The organism is Synechococcus sp. OH20, assembly GCF_047502685.1.
GTDB lineage: Bacteria > Cyanobacteriota > Cyanobacteriia > Thermostichales > Thermostichaceae > Thermostichus.
Map to the genome: position 1 here is coordinate 1 of NZ_JANSIQ010000013.1, position 21,844 is coordinate 21,844.

Here is a 21,844-nt window from a genome sequence, read left to right on the forward strand (position 1 = left end):
TTCTCTCCTTCCTCTTGAAACCTGTACCCTATTTTAAATTAACAGGCTGTAAGTAGCAAACTTTATATTCAGCCATGGTTTACCTCACAACCAAGTTTCCAAATAAGTCACCCTCTCCATTCCATTCTTTTTCTAAAAGGCGAACCTCTAGCTCTAACAAACGACGATAGGTTAAGGAATAGTTAGTGACTGGATGCTTCCACTTTTCCTGCTTGCGATCTTCGTAAATTTGAATCATCTTTTTCCGCCCTTCTTCGCTAAGCCAAACTTGTTGTCCTCGTATGATGAAGTCTGCTTCTGGATCCCATTGTTTACGATTCACTGAAGCTACGATTGGCATATCCACAAGAGGCACGCGAAAGATTTCCATCAAGTCGAGAGCTAGAGGGGGTGCTTGAGAGCGAGGCTGGTGATAGAAACCGAGAGCAGGCTCTAGGCCTACCGTCAAAATAGCGTTCATGACGTCTTTAAGCAAAAGGGCATATCCAAATCCCAGTAGAGCATTAAAGCGATCCTTAGGGGGCCTTCGGTTTCGGCCTGAAAATCGCATCTCCTCTGGCACCTTATCTGATAGCACATAGGGCAAAGCGGCAAAGTAAAGTGCCGATAGATTTCCTTCCAAACCCAGCAAGCTTGATAATGACTCTGCTCGATCAACTTGCTTGAGTACTCGCCTCATTTGGTCAATGGCTTGCTCTACCTCTGGTGGACGAGCAGATCCCAGCCGCATCAAGAACTTACGCTGACTTTGACCTCGACACGCAACCAGCTTCCGAGCTAACTTCAAGCACATTTGAGGATCGCTCAGGGCCTGGTACTGTCGGATCCGGCGTTGGATGCTTCCGTGCCGGGGATCTAGGCTACCAACGTAGCGTCCACCCCCAGAGATTAGGTGAATCCCAATGCCTTGCTCAGCACAGAAATAAATGGCCTGAGTTGAGATTTGAGAAAAACCGTGCAGCACAATTTGCCCGGTTTGCTGAGCAGAGATAAACTCTTCGTTTTGGTTTCGGTAGCTTACTTTAAGACGGAATCCGCTGCGCCCTACCCGCGCCCCCGGCTCTAGAATGTGGACACACTGCCGTTCATCGTCTTCCGGGAAGAGGCGAATAGGCTGCCATTCTCTATCATGAGCTAGCCGCGCTTCTTCAGGTAAGCACACAGGGGCCAGAGAGCAGCCTGCGCAGAGTCGCTCGTTGTCAGTAATTGGGGGACGGAGATGGGATTGGCGCAGCAACCTTGCTTGCTCGATTGCCTGACGCACAGCTTGGCGCCCGGCATCATCGAGGGGAACGCGCACTAGCACATTGTCGCCGTGGTATCGAATTCGTCCTTCAGGGATTGGGATCCCCAGGACAGTTTCCATCAGATAGGCATAGGCCAAGATCTGCAGCCGGTCGCTTTCCCAGGCTTGGGGCTGGTTGTCCGGATCCCGGGCTGCCCGACCCCTTTTATGCTCATAAGGAATAATCTGACCGTCGCGAGTACGCAGGGCATCTACCCGTCCCCGCAAACCCAGATCCTCGCTTTCTAGAAATAGATCCTCCCAATCTTCCCCCTCTTGCTTTTCTAGCTCTGTATGTAGCCGCCGACCAGCAAAAATAGCTGCGTTTTCACTGTAGAGCTCCTCAACTTCTTCTAGGTAAAATAATCGTGGGCAGTAGGCCAATGCATGCAACGCTGAAACACGAATCAAATCTGAATCTATCTGTACAGAGAAATCAGCCAACGATAGCGGCATAATCCAAAGCTCCAAAACATAAACAACATGAAGAATATGAGAAAACCTCAACAATACTGAAAAAACCTTCTCCTCAGATAGAGGCAAAATCTAGTCTCAAAGCACTGCCCGTTCTCGCATACATGTGCAAGGATGACAGCAGACAGCAGCTAATCTGGCCGAATTTCTGTCCAGGCCAGTTCAGGTATCTCCTCACTCTCAAGAGTTTGGAGCAAGTACCTTTGCCAGCGGGTGCCACGGGCTCCTACGTGATCGACCCAATACGGCAAAGTGAGGATCCCGTCCTCATCTCGAATTAGCCATCGACTCTGCTTGGGAACTACTGGAATTGGCGTTATCGAGTTAACAAGGTCACGGCTCTCCCCCAAGCTCAGTCCTCCGGATCGGTTAATCGATTCGGGATTCTCAAAGGCTCTTTCCAAATCATGAGCAAGGGATCCTTTAACCAGCACTGCAATCTGCACGTCAGTGAGTAATTGCTGATAGTCAGGACGGGCGTTGGCCGGATCCCGAATGTCTTTGCTTTTAAAGCGACGAAAGGTGCGGATTACCGTAGAAAGTTGAGGTTGGCTCAGTAGGGCGATTGCCAGTTGAGCACCACAATAGCGACGCCGATCCCACTCTCCCAGCAAGGAAAGCAGCATCCCATAAACAGTAGCAGGTGGCGGCACCGGATAGGTTTCGGCAAACTCCCTGGCCCAAGATTGACGAAAGCAAGCAATAGGTACCTCAACCTGAAGCTGAATCATGCTGCCTCCCTAGAAGAAATTTGACTTTGAATTATGGCAATTAGGTCGTCAACCGTTGACTTAATGCCCGGACTTACATGAGCACCTAATTCAGCTAGCTTCTCCCCATCCTCAGTTTCGGCAGCAGCTCCTGCTAGCCATAGCTCTTGAGGATCTATATCTCCTACTTGTACTCGACGCACCAAGTCTGGCATGCTTATTTCTCCCTCAGAGTTTTCTTCAAAACAGTAGAGCAGGCGGGGCGAAAAGTCGTGCGTCCAGCGCAAGACTATGCTATCTGGTGAAAAATCGTAGAGAAAGCGGGAGTGATTGCCGGCTACCTCCCCTAACGAAACCAGTCCCCTCACTACTTCAACTACTCGCTCTTGCCGCTGAAGTCGAGCAGGGGTCATTGCAAAACCGTATTGATAGCGAGTGGCATGCACTTCTGTTCCGTAGAGAGAAGTGGATCCCTTCTGACCGCTTCTTGCATTGAAGGTTATATCGCCACTGTACGGTCGGGTGGAGATTGCCCGAGTTACCTCTAAAACACCGCGCCTAGCAGTGGTAGTGCCTTTGGCCGGCTTTTTCCCCTTTCCTTTAGATGAGCTTTCGTCTGAGGCATCTACTTTAGCTCCCTCCGCGCGCATAAAGCCTAAAACATCATCATCAATGTACAGATCAGGATCAAAATTAGGCTCTTCCCACTCGTTGTCGTTAGTTTCATCATTCCAGCGTCGGTTGACCTTGCAACCGCTTCCTGATGTTTGCCAGTAGTAACGCAATGCCCAGCGAATTGCTTCAGCAGAAACAGTAGTATGCACTTCATTTTTCCAGAGAATCTTTTGCAGGGTAGTAATATTGCCCTCACTCTCGCCGCGATTGTTTGCAGCGGTACCATAGTTGGTCAAAATGTTGCCGAACAGGTGAAAAGTCATGGTTTTTCTCCAAACTAGGTTGCTAAGTTACTGCTACGTTGATTTTTTGTCTGGCTCACAAGCTTCTACTTTGAAGATTATAGTCTTAGTCCTCTTCTAATTCGGCAGGAGCAATCAAGTCAGTACCGTCCTCATCGGGCTCATCTTGAGTTTCTTCCTGACGCTCCTTACCTTTGTAGCTTGCTAACGCCAGAAGAGCCAGATCCCGTGCTTTTCTCCACTCTTTGGGATCCATAACTAAGTCCATCAAATCATCCCAGTGCTCTTGAAGCGTTGGTATTATCCCAGCTTTTGCCCAAAAGTTAGTAATAAACTCACGGAAGCTTTCTGCATTTTTACATCGAGCTAATCCAGTGCGAATACGTACGTTTTCCCTATCAAAGTTAGTCTGCTCTCCTCGATCTTGAGCCTTCTGATATAAACGACCATAGGTAAAGCGAATAGCCTCATGGCAGGTCTGGACAAACCAGCGTTCTCTATCATCCATGTCTGCTCTCATGACCATCTCACTTAAACCTCTGCGTTCGTAGCACAGTTGTTGGAACCGCTCGTTACTGTTAACCCAACCTGAAAACCCGGCATACCAAGGATGATCTCTTGCCAGATTTTCAGCAATCATCTCACGAGCAAAGCTTGTTGCGATAAAGCTTCCTTCCTCCGCTTTTGTCTTAAGGATAACTCGATCTGGTAGTACCGCTTTGCAGATCTGGTAGTTTTTGCAGGCATGATACTTTGCTTCTACAGTAAATAGATCTGTGCGAGACTTTTGTTGGCTCGACCAGGGGACAGAACCTAGAGTAAGAACCTGACATCGAGTTACCTTAAATCCTCGAGAAGATTCTGTAACCTCTTGATATGTCAGAAACTTAAGCCCAGCATCTCCCAAACCGGCAGCATGTAAATCTCGATAACTTGCATAACGGAGCCGAGGATCTTGCCGATAGCCTGCATAGACCTCCATATCGGTAATCTCAGGAACCACCAGAGCATATTGAGCTTTTTGATCCTTCAGCCGTGACCGAAGAATGTAGTAGAAGGAAGAAACAGGAGCGTAGAGGAGTATAAAGGCCATCTCTGGAGACTCTTCAAAGCTTGTATCTGAGGGAAACGCATTATGTCGCACAACGGCACCTGGATTAAGCCAGCCAGCAATGCTAATTGGCTGCCTAAGCCAATTACCGTCTTTATCGCATAGATTTTTGGCAAATTCCTGATGGACATAGCTTTCTAAAGCTTTGTACTTGATAATGATGGGTGGGTAGTTCTCATCGATCTCTAGAGATTCAGTTTGCTCACCAAGAATTTTGCGAGTTTTGTTATGTTGTAAAAATGTTCCCAAGATCCCCTGGTGAATGATTACCTGTGAGTCTTTCCGCATTGACTTACTATCAATCCCTCGCAGTGCGATAAGTCCATTGTTAAGCTGAAAAGACTCTTTAAGCAGCCAGTCAATGACCTCAAAGTCATTTCCCTGCCAGAACAGTTGGACTTGTCGAGGTGTCAGTTCCCAAGTTAGGAACCCCGGCCGCTTCTCTGGTGGAATCTCTTGTTCTATCTGCTTAAGAGTCATCCACAGCCCAGCCAGACCTGCTCGATGCAGCAGTGTCAACCCAGGATGTCCTATGTGTAGCTTTAGCTCAGTCATGGCGTGCCAGATTCCTCGCTATAGCTGATGTATCCAGGCTCTGTGACGAAATAAAATCCACGTCGCTGCCAATTCCACCACTCTATCTCTTGATCTGGAATCCGAATCGGAATTGCCCAGGCTTGAGCCTCTTGCAGAAAAGCTTGCATCTTCGATAGCTTTTGCCCCTTGGCCAAAGCTTTTTCCTGCCGACCTTTAGCAGCTTCCCAAATAAACTCCTGATCCTCTGCTAGAAGCACCGTTATTGTGTGTCCACTTTTGCGTAGGAAGCTTGGGTAAGTGCACCAATCTTGATCAAGGCAGGCCGATTTTACTTCAACGGGCTCTTTTTGGCTGAGCTGAGAAAGAATGCTAGCTAAATCCCGCTGTGAAACGCGCTCTAGTCCTCTGTATTTAACCTCATTAACTAGTTTTTGCCCGCTTTCTAGTTCTTCTGCAGTATAGGGAGAGCTTTTATCCCATCTGTAGAGGAGAGCTGTACAAGGTTCTTCTTTTTCGCTTTTCATTCTTCGATTTAGCCGACCCAATCGCTGAACCAAAGCCGTTGCTGGAGCCATGGCAGAGACAAGTAAATCTGCACTTAAATCTAAGGACATTTCACAGACTTGCGTAGTGACAGCAAGAACAGGTTCTGGCTGACTAAAAGCGTTGATGACCTGCTCATGCTTGGTGAGTCTATCTTTGTAGCGAAAGCGACTGTGGTAAATTAAAACTTTGGCTTTTATATCTTTTAGTTTTTCCTTGGCAACTTGATAAATATCAATACAACTGGACACTGAATTAGTTACCCATAGAACCTTTTGCCTCTCCTGAACTGCCTTGATGACTTCCGGCCAAATGAGCTTAGAGTGGGTGGGGTCACCTTCTGCTTGTATTTGATAGCGCTTCAGTTCTTCTAGCTCTCGCGGTCCTTCAACGGGATCCTCTATAGGTTCACCCAACTCATCCATCACTCGCTTAATTGCCTGGAGCTGTCCTGGGGTAAAGCTAGCGCTCATCAAGAGGACAGGTGCACCTCGAAAAGTCCGTAAGAATCTCAGTAAAGCGCCGAACAATTGATTGTCATAGGCATGCACTTCATCAAAAACAAAGGCAGATTGAGCTAGAACTGGCCATGAAAACAGTGACCTTCTATTGTTTTGCATTAAACCTAAAATGGAATCCACGGTGCAGATAATTAATTTCTTTCGCCATGCTTGCAGCGCAGCCAGACGAGATGAAGTTGCCTCATCTTTTTCGCCCTCTCCGGTTAGCAGCATTTCTCGATCTAAGTCTGCCCGCGAGTGCATCAGCATTTTTTCTATTGGGGATCCCTCGGCATAGTCTAGGTAGCCCTGAGTAGCTGTTCCAGTGGTAGGGTAGCCAAAAAACAGCCGCTTTCCCACTGCCCACTTTTTTGCCCAAGCATAGGCTCCTAAGGTTTTCCCCGTACCACAGCCTGCTTTTACCAGTGTTACCCGACAGCGGGTATTAGCAATTTGCTCTTGGAAGGGTCGTAGAGAATTTCCTCCTAGTTTCTGGGTAACCAGTTGCTCTAGTTCGCTTTCCTGAAGAACCAAACTCAGGGTATTAGAGATCCAATCCTGTAGGTTTTCTCCCTCTGATGGCAAGATCGATCCTGCCAGATCTGCAGCGATGACTGTGGCTTTAGCCGCCGCCACCAATGCCCGCTGATCTGAGCTTAGACTCTTGGCAAAGTCTCGGAACTGATTTGCCAAGGTATGTAAATGCTCTTCTAGCTGTTCTTTTTTCCAATTTGCCGAAGGTACATCTGGAATCTCTTCTGGCAGTCCAAGTTTCTGGGATCCCAGTCTCAATATGGATTGAAAATCCCGATGGTCAGTGTAAATACGAACCTCAGCTCCTGTGCCATCCGGTAACTCTGTAATTTTGTGTGATTCCTTGCCCTGTGAATCCACTCCTGCCTTGAGATGATGTCCGATTGCTGCCCAAGTAGCCAAGAGTAGCTCCTCTTCGGTAAATGCTTTCCGTAGCCACTCCCGAAATGGGCTAACCTGTAAGGCGAGTATGCCGCTTAAAAATTCATGTCGAATAAGTTGTTGCTTATTGTGAGCTCTCCAAGCCTTCTCAAGTCTTGCTTTTGATTCGGCGTCTAAAATTGATGACTTGAGATAAATCATCTCTTGGAAATGTTGGTTTGCCTTGCCCCAATCATGTAAATAAGATCCCAGCTTAACAATAGATTTCAGACGACTTGCGTCCTTCAACCTCAACTGCTGCTGAATAGTCTCTCCTAGATGCTCTGAAAGAACTTCAGCCGCTGATAATACAGCCGTGACATGGCCTGTAAGCTTAGCAGCGCCTTTTGCTTGAGCGTACTCTTCTTCGGATTGGCGGCTGGGATCCCGTTTCTCCAGAGATTTTGCCAGTAAAAACTTAAACATTGTAGATCTCTCCTTACTTGTATGGTAGAAAGAACCCGCAGCCCATGCGCCGTCGGCCACCTAGGCCTACTTGCTGTAGACGAATTGAATCTTCCTCTTGTAAGTTCTCTACCAATGTTGAGAAACCTATGATTGTATGCCCCTTGATTCTTAAGGTTTTACGCAGAGGCTTTCCGGTTTTATCTTGCAGTACTGTTACCTGGCCTGAAATCTTTAGCTTCTCTAGCTGAGCCTGAGCAGCTTGGGCAAATGTATCCGGCTCAGTGTAGCCCTTGATCGTAACGATTCGAGCTTTCAGGGAAGTACTTGGTTTGAGAGTAAAAATCTTAGGGATCCCTAGCTGTACCTCATGAGATCCAATCTTCAATTGTTTACCGGCTAGCTTGTACACCTCCGCCACTGCCTCGATAGGTAGTCGAATCCTAATGTGGGAGTGTGGAGTTAGTAGGATTTTGCCTTGTCTATCTCTGATCCCTGCTGTTGTCAAAATACTGACGCAGGGATTCCGATGCAACATCGGCACTCGGTGACACAGTGCCGCCAATAAGCCGTATCCATGATCTGCCGGGAGCGTGGCTCCTCGTACAGGCAGGCACAAGTCTACTACGAGGGTAAGGAAGTCTGTTGAGTCAGGTGGTGAAGCCTCAGCAGTCATTGGTCTGGCTCCGCATACAACTGCAGTGTAAGGCATCCCAGAAAGGAGGTTACTGGGGGCTCTTATCCCTTGTCAAGTGATAGACAGCGCCCTAAGGCGATCAGTGGATAGGGCAGTCAGGGGTGTTAGAGCCTGCTGCCACCAGCAAAGCACTTCTGACCACAACGGCCATTTAAGGGTGCTCAACGCCCGGAGGCTTACCTTCGACAATATCATCGTTCTCGGCTCACTGCATCTGTGAGTCAGTTCTGGGAATAGTTCTCAGAAGGCTGTTGGATCCCCCGCCCCTGCATAGGCAGGCTCAAGGGGCAGGGCTTAGGATGGCTTAGCATCTTTCTGCTTTTCATGTCTCCCCACTGCACTGCCTATGAACTTGTTCTTCGTTGCCAAGCCGCAGCCGTTTTCTCTTCTACTGATCGCGCTTCAGCTAGCTTTGGGAGCACCAGCAACAGCTCATCCGAGTTCTTTTTCTGGAAGTGACTCGACGGCGATAGCAGTTCAGAGAGTAACAGAAATCCATGGCGGAGCCGGCCCTTGGGCAGTGATCGGCTATCGCATGGGGACGCGCGCTCTGGAGGAGCTAGGCTTAATGGATCCAACTCCCCACACTTCTAGGAACCGTTTTTTGGTGGAGGTTATTCACGAGTCGCCGCCGGAGATCCCGTTTGTGTGTATTGTGGATGGCTTGCACGCTGCAACAGGAGCCAGTTTGGGCAAACTGAACTTGAAGCTGGTGGAAGTTGGCTCCCTGGACAAGATGCGCAGTGTGGTGATCCACCGAGAGACCGGCAAGCGGGTGGAGTTTCAAGTTTTGCCTGAGTTTATCGCCAAATACCGGAATTTGCCCCCGGAACAACTGGCGGCTGCAGGCCAGGAAGTTCTCCAACTGGCCGATGAGAAGCTCTTCCGCTTCACGATTAGCCCTTAGCAGGAAATCTTGTTTTGGGATCCCTTCAGCATTTGTCAATGGCCTGGAGATAAACTAGCAGGCTGTTTCACGCTATTTGCACTAAACCCACTAAGGGATCCGCGCTTGGGCAAACACATCCTGGGGAACAACCTTCAAGCCCGGCAAGCAATCGTCTTGGATGGCCTGGGATCCTGCAAATGTCTGCGGCGGGGCATCGGGGTAGAAGACGGTGATGCTCTTGGCCTGCGGATCCACAATCCAAACGCGCAGGATCCCGGCCTGCAGGTAATCTGCTGCTTTTTGAACCACAGCCCCAAAACTCTGACCTGGAGAAAGAATCTCAACCACCAGCTCGGGAATGGCGGAACAAGGCTCATCGGCCATGGCCTCAATTGGCAATCGCTCATTGGAGATGTAGGTGATATCCGGGATCGGGATCCAGGGCTCCGCATGTCGGGTTAGGACAATTGCCCATTCAGTATGAGCGGATCCCGGCTTGGGACACTCAGCAGCGGAGCACCAGTCCTCAAGGATTCGCCACAGGATGGGCTGGAGACGAGCGTGGAAGCGCTTTGGCGACATGGGTTCATATTTGGGAACAGCTTGTCCATCGACCAGCTCGTAGGTAATATCTTTCTCTGGCAGGGCAAGAAATTGTTCGGGAGTAAGTTTTTGATCTGAAGTCAACAACTCTGTAGTTGCCGTCACAAGAGAGCCCTCCTTGTTGAGAATAGCCAAGTTCTTGCTCAAGCCAATTCTCTCTCGATCTGCCTCAATCTCTTGGAGTGGGTGTCTGCAAAGATAACCGCACTCAATTGTAAACTCAGCTCACCCACTAAGGGATCCGCGCTTGAGCAAACACATCCTGGGTGATAACTGCTAGACCTGGCAAGAAGTCATCTTGGATGGCTTGGGATCCTGTAAAGGTCTTTGGTGGGGCATCGGGGTAGAAGACGGTGATGCTCTTGGCCTGCGGATCCACAATCCAAACGCGAGGGATCCCGGCCTCTAGATAGTCCGCTGCTTTTTGAAGTACAGCCCCAAAACTCTGGCCAGGAGAAAGAATCTCCACTACCAGTTCGGGAGCTGTTGGACAAGGGCCGTCTTCCACCTGCTGCTCCGGCCAGCGTTCAAACGAAACATAGAGCAAATCAGGAACGGGAAGCCACTTCTGACCCTGCCTTTGCAAAACAATTGCCAGCTCTGTATATACATCTCCCTTGCCCTGACACCACGCATCCAGAATGAAAAGCAATCGCTTCTGCAGAGAGGCATGAAATCTCTGAGGGGACATCGGCGCATCTTTGGGAACAGCTTGTCCATCGACCAGCTCGTAGGTAATATCTTCCTCTGGCAAAGCAAGAAACTGTTCGGGAGTGAGTTTTTGATGAGAAATCGATAGCTGTTCGGTCGAGAGCATGCCCAGATCCTCATCGTTCTAGAGGCCAACTGCTTTCTAGGCTAACCCCGGGCTCCTTCCACCTTCACTGCTTGGGAAAAGGCGTCTTGTTTTCGTGAAGGGGGAGCTTCCAGGTTGCGGTAGCTTGCAGGCGGTTGTGCTTTGATGCTTTGCAGACCCAACCGCGAGGATCCCTATGGCTAAAACCCTTTTGACCACCCTGGGCACCGGCGATTACACCGAGACGGTGTATTGTTTTGGGGAGCGGCGGGCAGAGAAAACCTGCTACGTTGCCAAAGCCCTCTGCCAGCTCTTTGAGATTGACAGAATTATCCTCCTGCTGACGGAAGAGGCCCGCGCCAAGCACTGGAGCCGCCTGCAGGAAGATCTACCGCCCCATGTGGAGAAGGTGGCCAAGGCCATTCCCGAAGGCAAAACCGAGGCGGAGACCTGGGCCATCTTCGACGTGCTGGTTGATAGCATCGAGCCCAACACCCGGCTGTTTTTCGATATCACCCACGCCTTTCGCTCCATCCCCCTGCTGGTGCTCTTGGGAGCTGCCCTTTTGCGCAAGGCCAAAAATGTCGAGATCCAGGGGCTCTACTACGGCCTCTACCGCCCTGGTCAGGCAGAAACCCCCATTATCGATCTCACCCCCGCCCTTCGGCTTTTGGACTGGCTGACGGCCACCGACAAGTTCATCAGTACCGGCTCAGCCCTGGAGCTGGGGCAGCTTTTGGACAGGGTTCAACGGGACTTTTACCGGCAGCAAAAGCCCGGCAAAGGGGATCCCAGGCCCACCCGGCTGCAGAGCTTTGGACAAGCCATCCGCGACATCTCCCGTTGCCTGGAGCTGGTGAGGCCGGTGAGCCTTTTGGAGGATGACCTGCCCAGGTTGCAAAAGCACTCTACCCAGGAGTTGGCAGAAGAGGTGGGCCAATTTGCCAAGCCCTTTGGCCTGCTGCTGCAAAGCATTCAAGACAGCTACAGCCAACTGGCGCTGCCGGCAGACCAGAAGGAGGATCGCCGAGCTCAAGTTCAAAAGCACTTTCAACTGCTGCGCTGGTATGTGGAAAAGCGCTTCACCACCCAAGCCCTTCTCTTGGCCCGGGAGTGGGTGGTTTCTGCCCTTTGCCTCTGTGAGGGAATCCAAGACTACCGCGGGCGAGAAGCGCGGCAGGGAATTGAACACCAGTTGGGATCCCTCATCCCGCGGGAAGAGCAGCTCTTGGGAGATCCCCCTGCGACTGGATCCCTTATCCAGCAAGAAGAGCAGCCTCAGTCTCTTCCTCCCATTGCCGCCCATGTCCCAGATGTCCAGCAGCTTGCTGATCTTTGGTCTCGCCTTAGCCAGTACCGCAACGACGTGGCCCATGTGCAGATGAATCCCAAACCTCTACCCAGCGAAGCTCTGGAGAGCTTTGTGCTGCGGGATCTGCTGCCCAGGCTGGAGGCGCTGTTTCCGGAATTGACCCGGACAGAAGGGGAATTGGAAGGGGATTCTTCCATTTCTCAGTAGGCTACAGACATCGGCCCACCCTCAGGTTCTGAGTTTTCAAGCTCGGTCAAACAGTTGGCAGGGGCTTAGCTTGTACAAGTCCTACTGAGCTGGAGAAATACTAAAGAAACCTGAGGGCTGGTCGGGATCGGTGGATTTTGTTTTGTAGCTTCTGCAGCCAGGTATCGGGTGGCTGCTGGGGTTTTTTCTTGCGCGTTCAGTTTTTAACTCTCCTGCGAAAACACCATGTCTCATCACTACTGGCAAGCGAAGCTCTGGGGTTTGCTGCACGACCCTGCCCTCAAGGCCCTCCACGACGCCTCTGGCCGCGCCAAGGAAGGGCTGTGGCCAAACCTAGCGGCGATGCAAGGGTGGATCTCGCCCAAGGCAGAGGGATCCCTCCTAGCAAGCGTTGGCGATGCGGATCTGGTTGCCGCCGCCAGCGATCGGGCTGCCATTGGCCACCTGCCGGTTGCCATCGACTACCAGGTAGCCGATCGCGGCCACAGCCTGGGGCCGGGCCTGGAGATGAGCCATCTGCTTTCGGGGCGCAAGCGCTTTTGGCAACTGCCCGAAGAGGAACACCGGGCCCTGCAGCAAGCCGGCTCCCGCGCCGAGCACCTGATGCAGCTAGAGAAAAAGGTGATTCCCGATTGGATCCGGCAAGAAGAGGAAGATATCCAGAAGGTGTTCTGGTGGTTCTGGCGCTGTTTTCCCCAGGCGCTGGTTCGGGAGTTGGGCGATGAGAACCTCCTGCTTTTGCCGGCGGAAACGCGGCTGCCGGATGGATCCCTGTGGAGCCACACCAGTGTCGTGGCGGCCCTGGCGGGCTGTTTGGCCGGCTACGACGAGCCCAAGTTCACGCGGCCCTTTTTGGCCAGCTTCACCTTCAACCCCATCCAGGAGCTGATTAAAGCCAGCCGCAAGATGCGGGATTTCTGGGCCGGATCCTGGCTGTTGCACTACCTCTCGGCACGGCTTTGCTGGCGCCTAGCGGAGAAATACGGCCCCGACTGCCTGCTCTACCCCAGTCTCTACGGCCAGCCGTTGATCGATGCCTGGCTGCTGGAGCGATATCCCGCATTTGCCGAGTGGATCCCTCAACCTTCTGCCCACGCCCTGCTCACCGCCGGCTTCCCCAACGTGATCCTCTTGCTGTTGCCGGAAGAGCGGGTGCAGGCGGCCATGCAGTTGGCCCAGCAGACCCTCAAAGAAGAATGGCGCCACCTGGCCGAAAGAGCGCTGGAGCACCTGCAACTGGAGCGCCGCTGGCTGGTGCAGTTGCGCCCGGAGGATCCCACCTGGGAGGGATGGCTGGAGCACCAGTGGCAGCTCTACTGGGCAGCAGCACCCCTGGGATCCCCCCAGCAAAGGCTCAAAGACACCGCCATCCTCAAGTCCCAGGAGCCGGTCGAACGGGATCCCTGGGTCAGCGCCCAAAACCGCACCTACCACCTAACAGGAGAGCGGCAGCTTTTTGCCGACGCGGAGCTGAAGTTCCTGCGGATCAGCTTCTGGGATCCCCAAAAGCAGCAGCACCGCCAGGGCAAGCCGGGGCTAAATGTCGGCTCCTGGTGGGCAGCAGCCGTAGAGGCGACGCGCCGGCTGCAGGCGGCTTGCAAACAGGCCCGCGATTGGCAACTGCCGGTGGCCTTTGGACCGCGCAGCACTGTCTCCGGCCTGGGGCCGGTGGTTCACCCTTCCCCCAGGGATCGCTGGATTGGCGAAGGGGAGAGCCGGCGGCTTTGGCAGCGGCAGGCGGGGCTTTTCGATGGCCGCGAGCAGCTCAACGCCACCGAAACCGTCAAGCGGGCCCTGGACAAGGTGTTGCCGGAGCTCTTTCCCAACCTCGATGAAGACAAGATTGCCGCTTCCTACCCCGATCTCACCGCCGGTGTGGCCGGCTACCTGAAAACCCACGGGCGACGGGAGCAGGAGCACTTGGAGCAAGCCTGCCGGGCCGTTGAGGCCATCCACCCCGGCATTCGGGAAGTGCTGCGGGAGATGCGCGGCAAGTGGGGGATCCCGTGGGCCGACCAGCAGAACCTACGCTACCACCCGCGGCTGCTCAACGCCGGCTGGCTGGTGGAAGACCTGGAAGCAGACGCAGCAACCCAGAAGCGCTGCCGCCAGGAGATAGAAGACACCCTCAGCCGCTACTACCCCAGCATCAACCCCGCCAGTTGGTACGTGCTGGCCGCCGGCGACGGCGACGACATGGGCCAGTGGCTGAGGGGGGAGAAGATGCGACCCTACTACGACTACCTGCCCCAGCCGCTGCAGCGCCTAGCCGATAAACAGAAGGACACCATTGGCCAGGTCATCAACTCCGAGGAGCTCGACCAGGTCAAGGATGCCTTCGGCGAATTTGTCAAAAACAGCCGCAAGCGCATGGGCCCGGCCACCCACAGTGCCCTCAGCCGCGCCCTGTTGGATTTTTCCGGCCAGTTGGTGCCCTACCTCACCGAGCAGCGCTACGCCGGCAGGCTCATCTACGCTGGGGGAGACGACGTTTTGGCCTATACCAACCTCTGGGAGTGGGATGGCTGGCTCTGGGACATCCGCCAATGTTTCCGCGGCGGCGAAGACGACTGGCGGGAGTTCGCCAACGAAGGGGACTACTGGCAGTGGCAAAAGGCGCAGTTGCCGCCTGGCCTCAGCCGCCGCCCTCTTTTTACTCTGGGATCCCTGGCCAGTATTAGCTTTGGCGTGGTGATTGCCCACCACTCGGTGCCCTTGGCCATTGCCCTGGAAAATCTCTGGGAGGCGGAAAAAGACGCCAAAGGGCAGGCCTATGCCCATGGCAGCCCCAAGGACAGCGTCCAGGTGCGGGTACTGTTTGCCAACGGCAACCAACTGGTGGGCACCAGCAAGTTCGACACCTTCGACAAGTGGAAAGACCTGCTGGATTTTGACTGGAAGTTGCTGGGCCAACAGCAGGATCAAAGCTCGCTGTTTGAGCAGGCTGCCCAGCTCTGGGAGCAGCACCCCGCCCCCAGCTTGGAAGCTGTGCCCGATTGGGCCCGCTTGTTCTGTAGCCGCCGGGATCTCTTTGGCGGCGAAAGCGAGCAGAGGGATCGCTTCCAGGCCAAGCTAATCGAGTTTATCCAGCACTTTTGGCAGCACAGCCTGCCCGCCCAGCCGGCAGCCTGGGATCTGGCCATCAAAAACTGGTTTAAGCTAGCGGCCTTTGTGCTGCGCAACCGCACCGTGAAATTGGGGAGGAACGGTCGATGAGTTGGTTTGTGCTCTCACCTTTGGATGTGTGGATGTTTCGCGATGCCAGGCCCTTTGCGCCGGGGGAGCGGGCCTGGGCCACCAGCGGCTTTCCGCCCAGCGGCCACACCCTGGCCGGAGCCATCCTGGCCCACCTGGGCCAGCCGGCAACCCTGCGCCTGCGCGGCCCCTTCCTCTGCTGGGATGAGCAGCTTTACTTCCCCAGCCCCCTGCACCTTGACCAGGGATCCCCGCTGGTGCCCATCCCCTGGCTGGAAGAGGAGCATTCCTACAGCGGCTACCGTTGGGATCCCACTCGGCCCGCCCCTTTGGTAGCGGCAGCTCCGGAGGAGGAACGGCCAAGCCCCAAGCAAAAGGCCGCCGGCTACCTGCCCTTTCAGGCGGTGCAAAAAGCGCTGCAGGGCAAGGGCTGGGATCTGGCTCAAGCTGTTCCGCCCCCCTGGGTGGCAGAGGTGCGGCCCCACAACACCCTGCAGGCAGGCAAACGTCAGGTGCGAGAAACCGATGGCTACTTTGTGGAAACCTGCATCCGCTTGCAGCCCGGCTGGAGCCTGGCTCTTTCCATCGAGTGCTGGGATCCCGAGCGCGAAACCTGGGATCCCTTGCCCCTGGAGCAAGAAGAGGTGGTGCGGCTGGGGGGAGAAGGCCACGGCGCTCTCCTGGGCCCTTGCCCAAAGCTGGGCAAGCAGTGGCAAGCGCTGCAGGAGCTCTCCCAAGAGACCTTCCGGCAAACCCGGCGGGCTCTCGCCTACCTGGTTACGCCTGGAGTGTTCATCAAGAAGGTGGATGGGCGCTCCCTCTGCCGCGCCTGGCCCTGGGAATGGCGCTTGGCCACCCCCCATCCCGCCCACTCCCTCACCGGCCCTCTGGTAAGCGTGGCCACCGGCAAGCCGGTTCCCATCAGCGGCCGCCTGCAGGTGGATTCCCTAACAGAGCCGCGCAAGACCAGCTTACCCGCTCCGCAAGTGTTTGCCGCCCCACCCGGCAGCGTCTACTACCTAGAGCAGCCGGCTCCCCTTGGGCAGGACGAGCCGGAGCTGGAAAATGGCCGGCTCAACGTCTTCCACCGCTGGCGGCTGTTGGGCTACAGCGAGTTGCTCTGGCTGCCCTGGGTCAACTGATGCTTTTGCAGCCCTGTTCTTTGTCGATAAGGAGTGTTTTTTCGATGACTTTTCACCTGGTCTATCTCACCCTGTTAACCCCCCTGCACACCGGCGGCACCACCCAAGAAGGCAACCTCTTGGGCATTGCCCGCGAAGCCCACACCAACTTGCCCTACATTCCTTCCAGCACCATCCGCGGCAAATTGCGGGCCAGTGTGGCTGAGAAAGAGTTAAAGTTTGAGCTCTTTGGCAACGAAATTGGGGAGGGGGATCAGCTTACCCAAGGCTCCATTTGGATTGGGGATGGATCCCTGTTGTGGGTGCCGGTGGCTTCCCTCAGCCACGGCGTAGTCTGGATGAGCTGCCCCCTCTTGCTCAAGCGCTGGCTGCGGCTAAGTGGCCAGCAGTTGCAGGTGCCGGATCCCTATAGCACCAACTTGGAGACAAACCGGGCCATCTACCTCAAGGATGCCATCCTGAAAAATGGCCTGAAAAAGTGGGCCAACTGGCAAGACTTTGTCAAGTCTTCCAGCATCACCCGCGTCATCGTCTTGCCGGATCAGCACTGTGCCACCCTTATTCAAATGAGCCTGTGGCGGCAGGTAAAAGTTAAGCTCAGCGAGCACAAAGTTGTAGAAGGCGGCTTTCGCTACGAAGAGGCCATTCCCCCCGATAGCTTGATGTACTTTACCTGGGGGGTAACAGCCCAAGCCAATGGCAGTTCCCAAAAAGCAGTGGAGCAATTCCGGAAGCTTCTGCAGGATAACCAGCTTCTGCAAATTGGCGGTCAGGAGAGCCTAGGTCGGGGCTTTGTCGAGTTGTCTTGGAACTAGTTGAGGAGGTTTTATGGAAACTTTTGATCCCCGCACGTTGGCCAAGCCTGTTTACGAATCCCTTCGCCAGTTAAGGGCTCAAACCAGAGACCAAGAAAAGCTTAAGGAGCAGAAAAACCAGGCTGTGGAACTCTACACCTACCTTTCCACCTGGGGCCTGCTGCGCCTTAAGGCAGAAGAAGATGCCCTCGGCCAAGACGGCAAAAAGCAAGTGGTCAAGGAGTTCTTTAATTGCCTGGAAGAGATTTCTGGTCAGAAGGGAATTGCTAACTCCAATGGTCTGGATCGTCTTATGGGACTGGGAGTCGAAGAGTATCTAGGTTTAACAGGGTTAGGGCTGGCTTTGGCTCAGGAGTTTGGCTTTTGGGCCATGGCCATCTACCACGACATTAAAGGAGGGGAGTAATGGGCGTCGCAATCCCCCTACAATCGATTTCCCTGCAAGAAGGCAGCCGAGTGGTTATCCATTCTCTTACCTGGCAAGACTGCGAGAGCATTCTGGAGGAGCTGGGCGAAGATCGCCACACTCGCATTGCCTACTACGATGGCACTTTTGAGATCAGGTCTCCCTTATCCAAACACGAGCGCCTTCATCGCATTGCCGGGTATATTGTCTCAGCCATTCTCGATTCTCAGGGTAGGGATTGGGAAGACTTTGGCTCAACAAACCTTAAAAAGTCAGGCAGGGCTGGAGTGGAGCCCGACACCTGCTTCTATGTCAATCACCTGGAGTTGGTGCGAGGTTGCGAGGGCAGGATCGATGTCGATCAGTTGCCCCCACCTGATTTGGCCATCGAGTCCGACGTTACTTCTCAAACTTTTATCGAGGCCTATAGAGCCATCGGCGTGCCGGAAGTTTGGATCTTGGGTGAGCGAAGTTTGCGGATCTTTATCCTGCAGGGAGAAGACTACGTAGAATCAAGCCGCAGCCGGCTTTTTCCAGACTTCGACATCCCCAATCTTGTACCTCAACTCATTCGACGCGCCCTAGAAATTGGTACCAGCACCATGTTGCGTGAATTTCGCCAAACCCTTGGCAATTCCTAACCCTGTTTCCCGCTTTTGGAGAAGATTCCATGACCGGTCATCGCCCTACTCGTCAGCCGCTTGCTCGTCCCCCCAGGCCAGGGGATCCCAGTCGCCAGCCACCTCAGGAAAATCGAGGGCCCAATTCTCCTAGAGGAGGCAATGGAGGGGGAAACCAGCCGCGCGGTGGAGGCGGTGGCGGAGGAGGCAACAATCCTCCGCCCTCGCCTTGGCTGGGTCACCCCTTGGATCCCACGCCCAGGCCGGATCCCACCGCCGGTTTTATTGAATATCTGCGTTGGATGCGAGCGCGGCTCGATGCTTTTAAAGACGGCACCAAAGCGGAGCTGGCGCACCAAGTGGAAACAACGATTAACCTTGGAGCCCGCCTGAAAGTTTTGAATGAGCGCACCCAACGCCTTGCCAGCGACACCCTTCAGGTTACCTGTCCCTGGCGAATTCGAGTCGGTGGGGCCAAGGGCCCAGAGAGCATGTTGCTCCCCGCTTTCGATCACTTAGGGATCCCTTACATTCCTGGCTCCACCCTGCGCGGTGTAGCCCGCTCCCAGGCCATTCGGGAGCTGATGCAGGAGCGCAACCTATCTTGGGATCAAGCAGACCAAGCTGTAGCTCCTTGGTTTGGCCACCTACAAGCTGAGGAAAAAGATAGCGCCGGCAAGGTTGTCTTTTTGGATGCCTATCCGGCACCCACTCGGCCCCAAAGGCGGGAGGATCCCGATAACTCCAAAACGGGGGGGCTGGCTGTAGATATTGCTAATAACGTCTGGAAATGGAATGGAAAAAATCTTGAATACTCGACCAACCCCAACTTGTTCTTCTCTCTCAAGCAAGCCACTTTTTTGATTGGCCTACGCAAAGGCAGCGGCTGCACCGATGAGATGCTGGATCAAGTTAAGCAATGGCTCCTCCGGGGTTTGGAGCAAGGGGTGGGATCCCAGGTGAATACCGGCTACGGTCGGCTAATCCCCTCAGGGAAATCGCCGGACAAGAGCCAAGGAGAATTCTTGCGCCTGCCCTTTGAGTTAGAAGGCCAACTCATTCACGGGCGCCAGGTAGTCAACTGGAGACCCGACAAGAATCGCTACGACAACCGATCCATCGCCGAAGTGCGGCCTGTGGCCTTTAAGAATATGCTGCGCTATTGGTTCCGCACCTTTGCCCTGGGAGTTTTGCCGGTCGATCAGGTGCAGGAGTGGGAAGGGCAACTTTTTGGCGCCATCACCCCTAAGCAAAAACACGGCTGGATCCATGTAGATCTCCTAGATGGCAAAGTCTCTCAGCCGGAGCCGGAGCCCAATCAGCAAGGAAGAAATAAACCTGCCGGACGACAAGAAGGGATCCTCGTCTTGAGTCTTTCGGGCGAGTGCCAAAATTATGCTTCGCAGGAAGATCAAGAGGCGGCGAAAAAGCTCTTTGCCAACCTCACCTGGATGATGTTCCATCTGGGAGGTGTGGGCCAAGGGGCCAGAAGACCCTGCTACTCCCGCCAAAACCGCGAGCGGGCTCCCTGGTGGCGCGGCTCTACCCTAATTCCCAGGTCAGAGGATGCCTTTTGGGAGCTGCCGAAATCGGTGGCTGAGTTTCAGAAGCTTTTCCAAAAGCGTCTGGAAAACTTTTTTGCTGCTCTCAAGACTCTAACCAAGCAGGCTATTAACCCCAATAGCCCAAGAAGTGTTGGCCGAGTTGACAGGGATAAATGGCCGCAAGCAGTGGATGCCAACTGCCAGATTGTGGTCTGCAGCGGCGAGGAAGAGTTTAATAAACCCTATGCCCTGGCAACTTTGCATCGTCTTGGCCGGCAGGGCGAAGGCCGGTACGACAAATTCTTGTGTGGGGGTGTACAGGTACCCTCTCCAGTTTGGATTGCCGATTTGGGTGATTACCAAGTGGTTACCGTTTTTGGAGCAACGGCGGATCCTAGGAAAATGTATCTCGACGAGCTCAAGGGAAGTGCCGATGGCTTTGGAGTAATCTGGCCCTTGAGATAGAAAAATCTTGGAGAGTTTTCGGGAAAACCATGCCTAGAAAGAAGACCAAAGCCAAAGTTCTCAGAAACCTTGTTACAGCTACAATCAATGGCCTGATTACACTAGTCATTTTGCTCATTGCCCCCTTGGGCCTAGCAGCCGTGATTACCAACATATTCTGGTTACAATTGCCAGCTTCTTTTCTGGAAGCTTAACGGAGATAGTCATGGATCTTTTGTCAAGTCCTGAAATTAATGTAGATGTTTTACCAGAAGAGCGCCAATCCAAGACCAGCACTTCCATAGAGCCAAGGCGAGGCTCAGAGAGTCTGCGCCGAGATGATCGATAATGCGAACCTTGTATGTTTCCCAGCAAGGGTGCAGGCTAAGCCTCAGGCAAGAGTTTGTGCTGGTTCATTTGGGCGATTTGCTCTTGCAGGAGGTGCCTCTGCCCTTGCTGGAGCAAATTTTAATCTTCGGCCGCTCGCAGGTGACTACCGATGTTGTAAGAGAGTGCTTGAAGCGCAATATCCCCATTGCCTACCTCTCCCGACTCGGCTATTGCTACGGTCGCCTCATTCCCATTGAAAGGGGCTACCGCCGCTTGGCCCATTGGCAACAAGCACTCCCTGAAGCATGGCGATTGCAAACAGCAGCCCAGATAGTGCGAGCTAAGCTCCTCAATAGCCGCGTGTTGTTGATGCGGCAACTTAGGCAGCGCCCCAGCGAAACTGGGGATCTAACCCTGCGCAGCCTGAAACATCTGGCCGAGCAAGTTCTGCAGGCTAAGTCTCTAGATCAACTGCGCGGCATTGAAGGGATCGGCGCAGCCCTGTATTTCCCGGAATTGGGCAATTGCTTACAACAAAAAGGGTTTGTTTTGCTCAAGCGCACCCGACAACCACCCACCAATCCAGTCAATGCCATGCTTAGCTTTGGCTATATGGTGCTCTGGAACCACCTATTAACCTTGATTGAGCTGCAAGATTTGGATCCCTATCAAGGTTGCCTACATGCCAGCAGTGAACGCCACGCTGCTCTGGTTTCCGATTTGCTGGAAGAGTTCCGAGCACCTATTGTGGACTCACTGGTACTGTGGCTTGTCAACAGCAGTGTTATGGATATCCAAGAAGACTTCGAGTATCGAGATGGGGGCTGTTTTCTCAACGATGCTGGCAGAAAGAAATACCTCAAAGCTTTTCTCCAGAGAATGGAGGGATCCATTACAACTCCTGCTGGGGATCAGCCCCGCTGGGATTTACTGACACAGCAGGTTAGGAAGTTTAAGCAGTCCGTCTATAATCCTCAAGACTTGTATCAGCCTTACCGGATTCGCTGATGTTTCTTTATGTTGTTACCTACGATACCCCCTGTGACAAGCGCCGCAAGAAAATTGCCGACTTGCTAGAAGGCTACGGCAAGCGGGTGCAGTACAGTGTCTTCGAGTGCGTCCTCAACAAGGACAAGTTCGAGGAGCTCAAGCTACGGCTCCGGAAAAGGATCAAGCCCAACGAAGACAGCGTCCGCTTCTATCCCCTCACCAGCCACGCCCTCGATCAAGTGGAAATCTGGGGTGAACCCCCTTTAACTGCACCCCCTGGCTCGGTCATTGTGTAGCTCAGGCAACTTTCCCCCTACCTAAGTACTTGATGTTCTCGAAAGCACAAAAAAATGGTATCAGCAGCTCTGCGAGCGCCTCGCCAAATCCCGCAAAGGCCGATTCTTTCGTTGACCCGCTC

19 protein-coding genes are annotated in these 21,844 nt (G+C 53.6%); 11 read left to right on the top strand and 8 right to left on the bottom strand.

What is annotated here, in order from left to right; genetic code table 11:
• Window positions 1-79: 79 nt before the first annotated feature.
• The 6 genes from cas1 (NW826_RS03430) to cas6 form a co-directional block, all read right to left on the bottom strand.
• Window positions 80-1,795 (bottom strand): type I-MYXAN CRISPR-associated endonuclease Cas1, encoded by a 1,716-nt coding sequence (gene cas1, locus NW826_RS03430; protein WP_414378095.1) that lies wholly within the window; start codon window positions 1,793-1,795, stop codon window positions 80-82.
• A gap of 95 nt (window positions 1,796-1,890) precedes the next feature.
• A complete protein-coding gene (gene cas5, locus NW826_RS03435; RefSeq protein ID WP_414509444.1) occupies window positions 1,891-2,490 on the bottom strand; it encodes a type I-MYXAN CRISPR-associated protein Cas5/Cmx5/DevS in 600 nt (199 codons plus the stop codon).
• Window positions 2,487-3,407: a DevR family CRISPR-associated autoregulator gene (locus NW826_RS03440; RefSeq protein ID WP_414509445.1), complete on the bottom strand. Its 921-nt coding sequence runs from the start codon at window positions 3,405-3,407 to the stop codon at window positions 2,487-2,489. Before NW826_RS03440 ends, cas5 begins: the two co-directional genes overlap by 4 nt.
• A gap of 85 nt (window positions 3,408-3,492) precedes the next feature.
• Window positions 3,493-5,052 (bottom strand): type I-MYXAN CRISPR-associated Cas8a1/Cmx1, encoded by a 1,560-nt coding sequence (gene cas8a1, locus NW826_RS03445; RefSeq protein WP_414509446.1) that lies wholly within the window; start codon window positions 5,050-5,052, stop codon window positions 3,493-3,495.
• A complete protein-coding gene (cas3, locus tag NW826_RS03450; protein WP_414509447.1) occupies window positions 5,049-7,457 on the bottom strand; it encodes a CRISPR-associated helicase Cas3' in 2,409 nt (802 codons plus the stop codon). Before cas3 ends, cas8a1 begins: the two co-directional genes overlap by 4 nt.
• A gap of 13 nt (window positions 7,458-7,470) precedes the next feature.
• Window positions 7,471-8,148, bottom strand: coding sequence for a type I-MYXAN CRISPR-associated protein Cas6/Cmx6 (gene cas6 / locus NW826_RS03455; RefSeq protein ID WP_414509448.1), 678 nt, complete (start codon window positions 8,146-8,148; stop codon window positions 7,471-7,473).
• Window positions 8,149-8,479: 331 nt separating this feature from the next.
• Between cas6 and NW826_RS03460 the strand changes: the two genes are divergently transcribed.
• On the top strand, window positions 8,480-9,040 hold the full coding sequence (locus NW826_RS03460) for a formylmethanofuran dehydrogenase subunit E family protein (protein ID WP_414509449.1): 561 nt from the start codon (window positions 8,480-8,482) through the stop codon (window positions 9,038-9,040).
• A gap of 90 nt (window positions 9,041-9,130) precedes the next feature.
• On the opposite strand, the gene NW826_RS03465 is transcribed toward NW826_RS03460, so the two are convergent.
• Together NW826_RS03465 and NW826_RS03470 are read right to left on the bottom strand one after the other, a co-directional pair.
• The gene (locus NW826_RS03465) at window positions 9,131-9,730 is read right to left on the bottom strand and encodes a Uma2 family endonuclease (protein ID WP_414509450.1); all 600 of its coding nucleotides are present in this window, start codon (window positions 9,728-9,730) and stop codon (window positions 9,131-9,133) included.
• Window positions 9,731-9,857: 127 nt separating this feature from the next.
• Entirely contained in the window at window positions 9,858-10,442 is a 585-nt protein-coding gene (locus NW826_RS03470) for a Uma2 family endonuclease (protein WP_414509451.1), read from the bottom strand.
• A gap of 175 nt (window positions 10,443-10,617) precedes the next feature.
• Between NW826_RS03470 and csx2 the strand changes: the two genes are divergently transcribed.
• From csx2 to cas2, 10 genes are all read left to right on the top strand, one after another.
• The gene (gene csx2, locus NW826_RS03475; RefSeq protein WP_414509452.1) at window positions 10,618-11,940 is read left to right on the top strand and encodes a TIGR02221 family CRISPR-associated protein; all 1,323 of its coding nucleotides are present in this window, start codon (window positions 10,618-10,620) and stop codon (window positions 11,938-11,940) included.
• Window positions 11,941-12,165: 225 nt separating this feature from the next.
• Window positions 12,166-15,156, top strand: a complete 2,991-nt coding sequence (cas10, locus tag NW826_RS03480; RefSeq protein ID WP_414509453.1) for a type III-B CRISPR-associated protein Cas10/Cmr2 — start codon at window positions 12,166-12,168, stop codon at window positions 15,154-15,156.
• Window positions 15,153-16,277 (top strand): type III-B CRISPR module-associated protein Cmr3, encoded by a 1,125-nt coding sequence (locus NW826_RS03485; protein WP_414509454.1) that lies wholly within the window; start codon window positions 15,153-15,155, stop codon window positions 16,275-16,277. The genes cas10 and NW826_RS03485 overlap by 4 nt, the downstream gene beginning before the upstream one ends.
• 44 nt (window positions 16,278-16,321) lie before the next feature.
• Window positions 16,322-17,092 carry a type III-B CRISPR module RAMP protein Cmr4 gene (gene cmr4 / locus NW826_RS03490; protein WP_414415126.1) on the top strand — a complete coding sequence of 257 codons (771 nt, stop codon included), beginning with the start codon at window positions 16,322-16,324 and terminating at the stop codon, window positions 17,090-17,092.
• Window positions 17,093-17,105: 13 nt separating this feature from the next.
• Complete coding sequence (locus tag NW826_RS03495) at window positions 17,106-17,498, top strand: hypothetical protein (protein ID WP_414335540.1); 393 nt, start codon at window positions 17,106-17,108, stop codon at window positions 17,496-17,498.
• Window positions 17,498-18,139 (top strand): Uma2 family endonuclease, encoded by a 642-nt coding sequence (locus tag NW826_RS03500; RefSeq protein WP_414509455.1) that lies wholly within the window; start codon window positions 17,498-17,500, stop codon window positions 18,137-18,139. Before NW826_RS03495 ends, NW826_RS03500 begins: the two co-directional genes overlap by 1 nt.
• Window positions 18,140-18,168: 29 nt before the next feature.
• Complete coding sequence (locus tag NW826_RS03505) at window positions 18,169-20,127, top strand: RAMP superfamily CRISPR-associated protein (RefSeq protein WP_414509456.1); 1,959 nt, start codon at window positions 18,169-18,171, stop codon at window positions 20,125-20,127.
• A 29-nt stretch (window positions 20,128-20,156) separates the two neighbouring features.
• Window positions 20,157-20,321, top strand: coding sequence for a CRISPR-associated protein Csx18 (gene csx18 / locus NW826_RS03510; protein WP_414509457.1), 165 nt, complete (start codon window positions 20,157-20,159; stop codon window positions 20,319-20,321).
• Between the two features lie 133 nt (window positions 20,322-20,454).
• Window positions 20,455-21,444 (top strand): CRISPR-associated endonuclease Cas1, encoded by a 990-nt coding sequence (gene cas1, locus NW826_RS03515; protein WP_414509458.1) that lies wholly within the window; start codon window positions 20,455-20,457, stop codon window positions 21,442-21,444.
• A complete protein-coding gene (gene cas2 / locus NW826_RS03520) occupies window positions 21,444-21,722 on the top strand; it encodes a CRISPR-associated endonuclease Cas2 (RefSeq protein WP_414335550.1) in 279 nt (92 codons plus the stop codon). Before cas1 (NW826_RS03515) ends, cas2 begins: the two co-directional genes overlap by 1 nt.
• The last annotated feature ends 122 nt before the right edge of the window (window positions 21,723-21,844 follow it).